The 8,696-nt window shown below is 33.2% G+C and carries 11 protein-coding genes; 4 read left to right on the forward strand and 7 right to left on the reverse strand.

Translation table 11 applies throughout. The annotated features are described in order from the left end of the window. Nucleotides 1-235: 235 nt before the first annotated feature. Together rpsJ and tuf are read right to left on the reverse strand one after the other, a co-directional pair. Nucleotides 236-544 carry a 30S ribosomal protein S10 gene (gene rpsJ / locus J4418_05190; protein MBS3113450.1) on the reverse strand — a complete coding sequence of 103 codons (309 nt, stop codon included), beginning with the start codon at nucleotides 542-544 and terminating at the stop codon, nucleotides 236-238. Between the two features lie 70 nt (nucleotides 545-614). Next, on the reverse strand, nucleotides 615-1,910 hold the full coding sequence (gene tuf, locus J4418_05195; protein MBS3113451.1) for a translation elongation factor EF-1 subunit alpha: 1,296 nt from the start codon (nucleotides 1,908-1,910) through the stop codon (nucleotides 615-617). Nucleotides 1,911-2,381: 471 nt separating this feature from the next. Here tuf and J4418_05200 point away from each other — a divergent pair, with 471 nt between their 5' ends. The 4 genes from J4418_05200 to J4418_05215 all read left to right on the forward strand — a co-directional run bounded on the left by J4418_05200 (nucleotide 2,382) and on the right by J4418_05215 (nucleotide 4,821). Next, nucleotides 2,382-3,401 (forward strand): HIT domain-containing protein, encoded by a 1,020-nt coding sequence (locus J4418_05200; GenBank protein ID MBS3113452.1) that lies wholly within the window; start codon nucleotides 2,382-2,384, stop codon nucleotides 3,399-3,401. Further along, nucleotides 3,398-3,910, forward strand: coding sequence for an HIT family protein (locus J4418_05205; GenBank protein ID MBS3113453.1), 513 nt, complete (start codon nucleotides 3,398-3,400; stop codon nucleotides 3,908-3,910). The genes J4418_05200 and J4418_05205 overlap by 4 nt, the downstream gene beginning before the upstream one ends. A 126-nt stretch (nucleotides 3,911-4,036) precedes the next feature. After that, nucleotides 4,037-4,651, forward strand: a complete 615-nt coding sequence (locus J4418_05210; protein ID MBS3113454.1) for a hypothetical protein — start codon at nucleotides 4,037-4,039, stop codon at nucleotides 4,649-4,651. Then, on the forward strand, nucleotides 4,648-4,821 hold the full coding sequence (locus J4418_05215; GenBank protein MBS3113455.1) for a hypothetical protein: 174 nt from the start codon (nucleotides 4,648-4,650) through the stop codon (nucleotides 4,819-4,821). Before J4418_05210 ends, J4418_05215 begins: the two co-directional genes overlap by 4 nt. Nucleotides 4,822-4,960: 139 nt before the next feature. Here the strand turns inward: J4418_05215 and argS are convergent, their stop codons facing one another. The 5 genes from argS to J4418_05240 form a co-directional block, all read right to left on the reverse strand. Then, the gene (argS, locus tag J4418_05220) at nucleotides 4,961-6,676 is read right to left on the reverse strand and encodes an arginine--tRNA ligase (protein ID MBS3113456.1); all 1,716 of its coding nucleotides are present in this window, start codon (nucleotides 6,674-6,676) and stop codon (nucleotides 4,961-4,963) included. Further along, nucleotides 6,673-6,915, reverse strand: coding sequence for a hypothetical protein (locus J4418_05225; protein MBS3113457.1), 243 nt, complete (start codon nucleotides 6,913-6,915; stop codon nucleotides 6,673-6,675). The genes argS and J4418_05225 overlap by 4 nt, the downstream gene beginning before the upstream one ends. 77 nt (nucleotides 6,916-6,992) lie before the next feature. Beyond that, complete coding sequence (locus J4418_05230; GenBank protein MBS3113458.1) at nucleotides 6,993-7,388, reverse strand: hypothetical protein; 396 nt, start codon at nucleotides 7,386-7,388, stop codon at nucleotides 6,993-6,995. Beyond that, the gene (locus J4418_05235; protein MBS3113459.1) at nucleotides 7,385-7,525 is read right to left on the reverse strand and encodes a ribbon-helix-helix protein, CopG family; all 141 of its coding nucleotides are present in this window, start codon (nucleotides 7,523-7,525) and stop codon (nucleotides 7,385-7,387) included. The genes J4418_05230 and J4418_05235 overlap by 4 nt, the downstream gene beginning before the upstream one ends. Nucleotides 7,526-7,556: 31 nt before the next feature. Beyond that, complete coding sequence (locus tag J4418_05240) at nucleotides 7,557-8,564, reverse strand: tetratricopeptide repeat protein (protein MBS3113460.1); 1,008 nt, start codon at nucleotides 8,562-8,564, stop codon at nucleotides 7,557-7,559. Between the last annotated feature and the right edge of the window lie 132 nt (nucleotides 8,565-8,696).

The raw sequence follows: 8,696 nt of genomic DNA on the forward strand, positions 1-8,696 counted from the left end.
AATTAACTATTTTTGAATTTACCTCGCCGTAATACCCCACAGCTTGCTGTGGAATGAGCGAAGCGAATGGTGGGATAGGCGAGGTTATATCGTTTTATTTAGATTTAAAATTGGTTTATTGCATGTATGATGCATATAAATATCAATATTCGGATAATTGACGAATTTTAGAATTTAATTAAGTTTTTTAATGGTATTTATATTGGATTAATATGATATTTGAAAATTATCGGGTTTATTCAACCATTTCAATTTCGATGTTTAAGCCTTCAGGGATAGGCACCCTCATTACTAATCTTAAGGCTCTTTCATCTAAACCTAAATCAACTAATCTTTTATGAATTCTCATTTCATATCTTTCCCAAGAAGCTTTTCCGTTTCCACAAGGTGATTTTCTAGTGGTAACTTTTAATTTTTTAGTAGGCAAAGGTATTGGGCCGGCCATTTGCACTCCAGTCTTAGTAGAAATCTCTTTAATTGCATCACAAATCTGATTAATTTTGTGGATATCTGTGCTTGCTAGTTTTATTCTTGCTTTTTGCATTTTTGTTACCTCATGATAAATTTTGATTTATCATGTTTTATTTAAAAAATTAATAAAAATTTTTTTCTATTTATGCCATTGGTTTTTTTACAAGATTAATGCACATGCCTGCTGCAACCGTTGAACCTGAATCTCTAATTGCGAATCTTGACATTTGCGGAATTTCAGACTGTTTTTCAATTACTAGCGGTTGGATAGGTTTAATTCTAACAATTGCTGCATCACCATTTTTGATGAAATCGGGGTTTTCTTGTAATACTTCACCAGTTGCAGGGTTTAATTTTTTTTCAATTGCCACAATTTGGCATGCAACTTGAGCAGTATGGATGTGGAATACCGGTGTATAACCGACAGTCATAACACTTGGGTGGTTTAATACAACAATTTGCGCAGTAAATTCTTGCGCTACTGTTGGCGGGTTGTCTGTTCTTCCCATAACGTCACCGCGCGCAATATCTTTCTTGCCGAAACCTCTAATGGATAAACCAACGTTATCTCCCGGTTCAGCAGTTTGCAGTTGTTCATGGTGCATCTCAATAGATTTGCATTCCCCTAAAACACCTTTACCTTCTCTGCCTGGAACTGCAATAACTTTATCCCCTACTTTAAGTACCCCAGTTTCAACTTTACCAACTGGAACTACTCCAATGCCTGTGATATTATAAACATCTTGTATAGGTAATCTTAATGGTAATTGAGTTGGTTTTTCAGGTTCTTTTAATAGATCCATTGCTTCAAGTAATGTTGGACCTTTGTACCATGGCAGATGTTCAGATTTTTTAATTACATTATCTCCTTTTAAGGATGCCATAGGTATAAATTTAATTTCATCTGGCTTGAAACCTACTGATTTTAGTAAATTTGAAACTTCAACTTTAACTTCATTGAATCTTTTTTCAGACCAATCAACGCCGGAAATGTCCATCTTATTAATAGCAATAATTAATTGATTAACACCCAATGTTCTTGATAAAAATACATGTTCTTTAGTTTGAGCGTTAACCCCGTCGTTAGCTGCTACAACTAAAACGCCTGCGTCTGCTTGTGAAGCTCCAGTAATCATGTTTTTAATAAAATCTTTGTGACCCGGGGCGTCAATGATAGTAAAGAAATATTTGTCAGTATCAAATTTTTTGTGAGCTAAGTCAATGGTAACTCCTCTTTCCTGCTCTTCTTTTAAGTTATCCATAACATAAGCAAATTCAAAGCCGCTTTTACCTAATTCTGCAGCTCTTTCTTTTAATTTTCTCATTTCTTGCTCAGTAACTATGCCCGAGTCAAACATAATTCTACCTACAGTGGTAGATTTTCCGTGGTCTACATGACCTATGAATACAAGGTTAATATGTGGTTTATTTCTTGCCATTTTGTAATCTCCTCCGATGTTGACATATAAATATGCGATATTTTACGCTTACACATAGGATTTAGAACGTATTTATAAAGGTTTCGGTGCTAGGTCGTCTAGAAAGTTTATTATCTGTGTATTAATATATCTCAAAGAATAATAATTAATAAAGACCCCTTTCTTGCAATTATATTTTAGATGTGAATACTGATAGATAATTGAATAACTTTGGACAAGATTAGTGCTTCTTTGGACAAGACCGGCGCTTGGTGCCGTGTTCTAAAACCTAATTATATCACAGTTTTAATTTCGTTATCTAGTGTCTCGGACCGGGCTTTCCACCAAAGGATTAATCAATTAAAATAATCAATTAGAATACTCAAAGGTAAACCGCCAGTGAAACATCTCGGTGGAAAATTAGATTTTAATCTGTTAAAATACAATAATGTATGGCAAGCTTTAAATAAATATAACATAATATTTTGTATTATGCCTGAATTAACTAATGAGGAAAAATTATCACAACAGAAAGAGCAATGCATATTTTGTCAAGTTATATCCGGGCAAAAACCTGCGCTTAAAGTTTATGAAGACAATAAAGTTGTAGCGATATTAGATATTGGACCAGCAAATAAAGGGCATGTATTATTGATGCCTAAAGAACATTATTCTATTATGCCATTAATGCCTGAAGATTTAATTAGGCACATATTCAAAATTTCCAAGGGTATATCCCAAGCTTTATTGAAAGCTATGCTGGTTTCTGGAACTAATCTTTTTATAGCAAATGGCGGTATAGCCGGTCAACAAATCCCTCATTTTGTTGTGCATATAATCCCTCGCGAAAAAGAGGATGGTGTTGATATTTTTGATTTACGCAGAATAAATGTTGATACGAATGTTATGTTGGAATTGCAAAAAGCATTGCAGGGTAATTTGCATCTAAAATTGCAGGATAAACTTGCGGAGCAAGGATTATTGAAAGAGGCAGAGATTTCTGAAGAAGAATTGATAAACATGATTAAATCTAACCTGCAATTAAGAGATTTTTTATTGAAAAATATTGAGAATCTTGAAACCGTTGTCAATGCAAACCCGCAACTTGAAATGATGTTCCGTGGCAAAAATGTTGCAAGAATAAAGGAAGTTATTCTTAGTTCTGGAGAAGATAAGCAGTTAGAAGCAGTAGGAAATTTATTGAAGGGTAAAAAGGTCAATAGAAAAGAAGAAAGAGCCGAGATATTGAAAGAGATTGAAACTGGAGCAACCGAAGAAACGTCTGAAGAGAAAGCATTGCGTGAAAAATTGTCAGTGAAAAAGAATGAAGAAAGAGTTAAAAAAGCCAAGTTTAAGAAAAAGGGCAATGATTCTGAAGAGCCTGAAAATAATGATGGGGAGTCTAAATTTAAGAATAGTGATGATGCATCCGGAGAGTCTGACAGTATCGATGAGGAATCTGAAACAGATTTAGATGACATTGCAAATTTATTATCTGGTGGTAATGCATGAACTGCCCTGTTTGCGATATTATGGATAATGAACATTTTGTAATTTATCAAGATAAATTTGCAGTAGCTTATCTTTCACAAGACCCCGCCGTAGAAGGCCACGTTGTTATTGCGCCAAGAAACCATATTCCAATTCTTGAACAAGTGCCTGGCGAGATTTTGGAACATTTGTTTATCATTGCCAACAGAATTTCTATTTCAGTATTTGAATTGTTTAATGCGCAGGGGACTAATATTATCGTGAATAATGGTATCCCGGCTGGACAAAATATGCCGCACTTTTCAATTAGCGTTCTTCCGCGCAAGGAAAATGATGGTTTAAATTTTAGGTGGGCACCTAAACAAATTTCTGAACAAGATATGCAGGGGGTACTGGGAAAAGTTAAAGACAGATGTGATTATATCGGGCATGAAGTTCCTAAACAAGCGCCGGTTGTTGTTGATAAAAAGGAAGAACTTGTTGTTGAAGAAGTTGATGAGCGGATCAAAAGTTTAGAACGGATACCTTAATCTTAATTATGCACCACTAATATAATGCGCTTCATTAGATTGCGTATAAATTTCTCGTTCATTGGGTTCACTGGACATTGGACATGTTCACGTGAAGCTTATAAAGGCTTACTGATTTATAGTTTTATGGTTAAATTTAAGATTGTTCATAACGAAGTAATAGTTGATAAAAAAATAACAAAGCTTGAAGTAATAGTTGATAAAAAAATAACAAAGCTTGACCAGTTTGCGCTTGATGTAATTAAAATTATACAAAATTATACCGATTATATTATAATAAGCAGTTACGTTTCAATATTTTTTGGGAGATCTCGTGCTACTGAAGATATTGATATGTTTATTAAAGAAATTGATTATAAGACCTTTGAGAAACTGTACACAGAATTTACTAATATTGGTTTTGAGTTTAATATCGAAAATTATCATGATATTTATTATGAATCTTTAAAGAAAGGTACCCCGATTAATATTTGGGTTAAAAATTTTCCATTACTGCGCATGGAAATTAAAGTTGCTAAAAAAAATAGTGAATTATTGCAGTTAAATAATCCATTAATTATAATTTTTGGAGATAAAAAGCTTAAATTTGCGCAGATTGAATCACAGATTGCGTATAAAAGGTATATTGCTAAATCTCAAAAAGATTTAGAGGATGCAAGACATCTTGAGATTGTTTTTGAAGGACTAAGTTTAGAAAAAATTAAATATTATAAATCATTATTCTTAAGTGAATTTATATGAAAACTGATAAAGAAAGAATGGAAAATGTAGAAAGGTGGGCTAATTTTGTAGTTAATAATGAGGACAAGGTATGGTCTGAGCTGCAAGCAGAACTTATAGATTCCCAAATTGAAAATGCTGAACAAATTGGGCTTACAAAAGAGCAGGTTAAGTATATTAAGGAAAAATAATGCCATTTTGTAATTTATTTTTTATATAAATCTTTATCTAATGTATTAGTTGGTGTAATAATTAAAGGACATAATATACTTCATTATATTGCATACAAATTCCAGTTAATTGAACATATACGCGTGAAGCCTAACTTCATTACATCTCTTCAACCACATCAATTCCCAATAAGTACATACTCGTTTTTAGAACTTGTTTAACTGATTCAATTAGTTCCAGTCTGATATGCATTTGTTCAGGCTGCGCTTTTAGGATTGGGCAGGCATGATAAAATTCGTTGAATGCCTGAGCAAGGTCTAATGAATATCTTGCAAGTATTGAAGGTTTGTAAGCTGCTGCTGTTTCTTTAACTGTTTCAGGGAAGTTTGCTAATAATTTTATTATTTTTTGTTCTTGTTCGCCTGATAAAAGGTTATAATGTTTGCCTTTGCCCAGTATTTTTCTAACGGGCTTGTTTTCTGATTTTCTTAATATTGAACAAATCCTGGCATATGCATATTGAATATAAGGCGCTGTTTCTCCTTCATAGTTTAATATTTTGTCCCAATCAAATATGACGTCTTTGATTCTGTCATTGCATAAGTCCGCGAATATTACTGCGCCAATTCCTATGACTTTTGCAACCTTCTCTTTATTCTTTAAATCGGGATTTTTGTTTTTAATAGTTTGCAAGGCCAATTGTATTGATTTGTCAAGAACCTCTTTTAAAAAAATAATGTTTCCATCTCTTGTTGACATCTTTCCGTCTTTAAAATTTAAGTGGCCAAAGTTAATATGTTCAAACATTTCTTTTTTGTAACCGGCCATGTTTAACGTTGTAAATAACTGTTGAAAGTGCAGCTGTTGGGGTGTTCCTACAACGTATAGCAGCTTTTCTGGCTTGTATTCTTTAATGCGGAACATTGCGGCTGCAAGGTCTCTTGTTGCATATGTTGTTGCTTTATCGGATTTTTTTAACATTAAAGGGGGCATATCGCGCAATGGCACAATCAGAGCATTTTCTGAAATTTCAGTAAGTTTCTTTTTCTCAAAAACTTTAACAGTCTTTTCAAGCATTTTGTTATAGAATGCTTCACCTGAATAAGAATCAAAATTGATATTCAGTTCTTCATAATACCTTTTAAACTCGTTTAATGATAATTTTCTAAACATTTCCCATAACTTTGTGGCTTTTTGATCTCCTTCTTCTAATTTTTTAAACCATTCTTTTCCATGTTTTTCTAGTTCTGGGTTTATTTTTGCTTCCTGATGAAACTTTACGTATAAACTATATAGATATGAAATTGGAGCTCGTTTAAATTTTTCTTTTTCCGAATTATCATTTGCGCTGGGGGGGCCCCATTTTTGATAGGCGTAAATCATTTTACCAAATTGCGTGCCCCAGTCTCCTAAATGGTTCACACCAATTGGTTTATAGTTTAGAAATGCTAATGTCCTGTATATAGAATTACCTATGACAGTTGATCTTAAATGTCCAATTCCGAAAGGTTTTGCAATGTTTGGGCTTGAAAAGTCAATTACAATCTTTTTTCTTTTGCCTATATTTTGTGAGCCATACTTCTCTTTTTGTTTTTGAATATTTTTTAATGTTTCTTTGGTTAGCGCAGTTTTGTCAACATAGAAGTTTAAGTAAGACCCAACAACTTTAATCTCTTTAACAGGCATTTTTATGTTGAAATCCTTAGCCAGCTTTTCTGCAATGTCTTTTGGCGCTTTTTTTAATTGCTTACTTAATTGAAAACAAGGAAATGCTAAATCTCCTAATTTATCATCCGGCGGTGTTTCTAATTTAATGTCTTTTAAATCTGTTATCCGGGTTAACTCTTTAAGAATTGTCTTGTAAAATGTTTTCATCTTTTGTTTTCAAAATTCGATTTTTGTTTTTTATATAATTTTTTGTCAGAACCATCTAATTTTTGTTTAATGGGTTTATATCCTCTGGAAAAATAAGTTTCAGTTGTTTTGGGTTTGGTGCTTTTTCCAAGAAGTCCTCCACCAACAAAGAAATTGATCTTGTTTACAATGGTTTGGACAGTTGAGCCGAAAACGTTAGTTAGGTCAACAACAGTTGTGATATTAATGGGGTCTACCATAAACATTTTGTAGAATTAGTTATTTATAAATCTGGCGGTTTAGTTTAGTTCAGTTTCGTTCCATTCGGTTTAGTTTGTTACTTCATTTTAGGTTCTTGAGAGTTTAAGTGTTTTTCCAGTCCCTTCGCGCAAATTTGTTTTGCAGCTTTGTACATTAACCAATTAATAAGGGCATAGCCAAAAGCAAATGATAACGAGTTTGTTATTGTATAAACCACGAACGGGGTTTGTGCTGCTGAAATAGCAATAGTTTGTCGAGTTCTAGGGGTAATTGTATATTCCAGATTATCCGCTGCTTCAGACTTAGCTTCTGCAGTTGCATACATTATCAGAGCGGGCAGGTTACTGCCAGCAATAAATTCCATAAATACGGTATATAACACCAAATCATATTTTCCGGGATAAAATTCTACTTCTTTTTCTTTACTTTCACTGTCCACTGTTTTTTTTAAATACGAGTTAGTTCCAGTCATTTTTTTATACCTTTTAAAAATTCAGTTACGGCATATTCAATTACATGGCTCTGGTTTCTATACCTGCCGTCGCTAAGTAAAGCTTGCAGAGTCTTTACTGTTTCTTCGTCCATTGTTATGCTTAATTTTTGTTTCATTTTCTTGCCGTGATTGGAATTATCAAATCATTTATTCCACCAGATATGCTTGCAGAGAGATTATTTCATCTAAAGCGTTGGTTTTCCTTATTAGTCTTTCTAAGTTTTTTATTGCGTGGACACAATTAGGTTTCAAGTCAATTGCTTTCCTATAATCTTCAATTGCCCTTGCATATTCTCCCATTTTTTCTTTAGCGACCCCCCTGTTATTGAAAGCTACTTCAAAATGCGGCCTTAATTCAATTACTCTATCATAATCTCTAATTGCTCCAGCATAGTCTCCCACTTGATTATTAGCACCTCCTCTGTTATGGAAAGCTGCTGTATAATTAGGTTCTAATTCAATTGCTTTGTCATAATCCTCAATTGCCCCTGCATATTCTCCCATTTTTTCTTTAGCGATCCCCCTGTTATTGAAAGCTGTTTCATAATCCGGGTTTAATTCAATTGCTCTGTCATAATCTCTAATTGCTCCTTGATATTGGGCATTGTTATATTTATCAAGTCCTCGGGAATTTAAGGTTACAGCAACAAGAGCGCTTAATTTTTCTTTTTTAAAATCATTTTTAGGATATACTATATCAAAACCAAATCTCTGTATGTTTTCAATAAAGATTTCTTTATGATTTTCAGTCATGCAATTTAAAATATGTTTCATACTTTTAAAGACAGACAAATCCAATCCGATTCTTTGTCCTAAAACAGTATATAGTGAAGTCAGTCCTACACAATCTCCCACAGTTTGGTTAGAATCTTCACTTAATTGATTATCAATAACATTGGCAAGAAGACAATCTAAATTGTACCGGTCATATTTTGTTTCCCCTAAATAATCAAATAATGCTTTTGCGAGGGCATAGTTTCCTTTTTTCATTGAATTATTCCGTTTAAAATTTTTTTCAAGCTTGTCAAGTTTTGCAACATACTGTTCAACTGCATCTTCTGTTGACAGTCCGGAAACTACCAGCAACGTTTTTTCGACTGAAGCATTGCCTGCTTTAAATTCTTCCAGAGTTATATCTTCAAGCGATGTTGTCATTTTTGTTATAATTTTTTGTATTTAATTTGAATTACTCTATTTCCCATGTGCCTTTCTCTATACCATTCTCCGTTTTCTTCGTATAGCCTAGAATCAAATGTATAAAATCCAAGTCTGGGTTTTTTTGAAACT

The organism is Candidatus Woesearchaeota archaeon (assembly GCA_018303425.1).
Taxonomy (GTDB): Archaea; Nanobdellota; Nanobdellia; order Woesearchaeales; family JAGVYF01; genus JAGVYF01.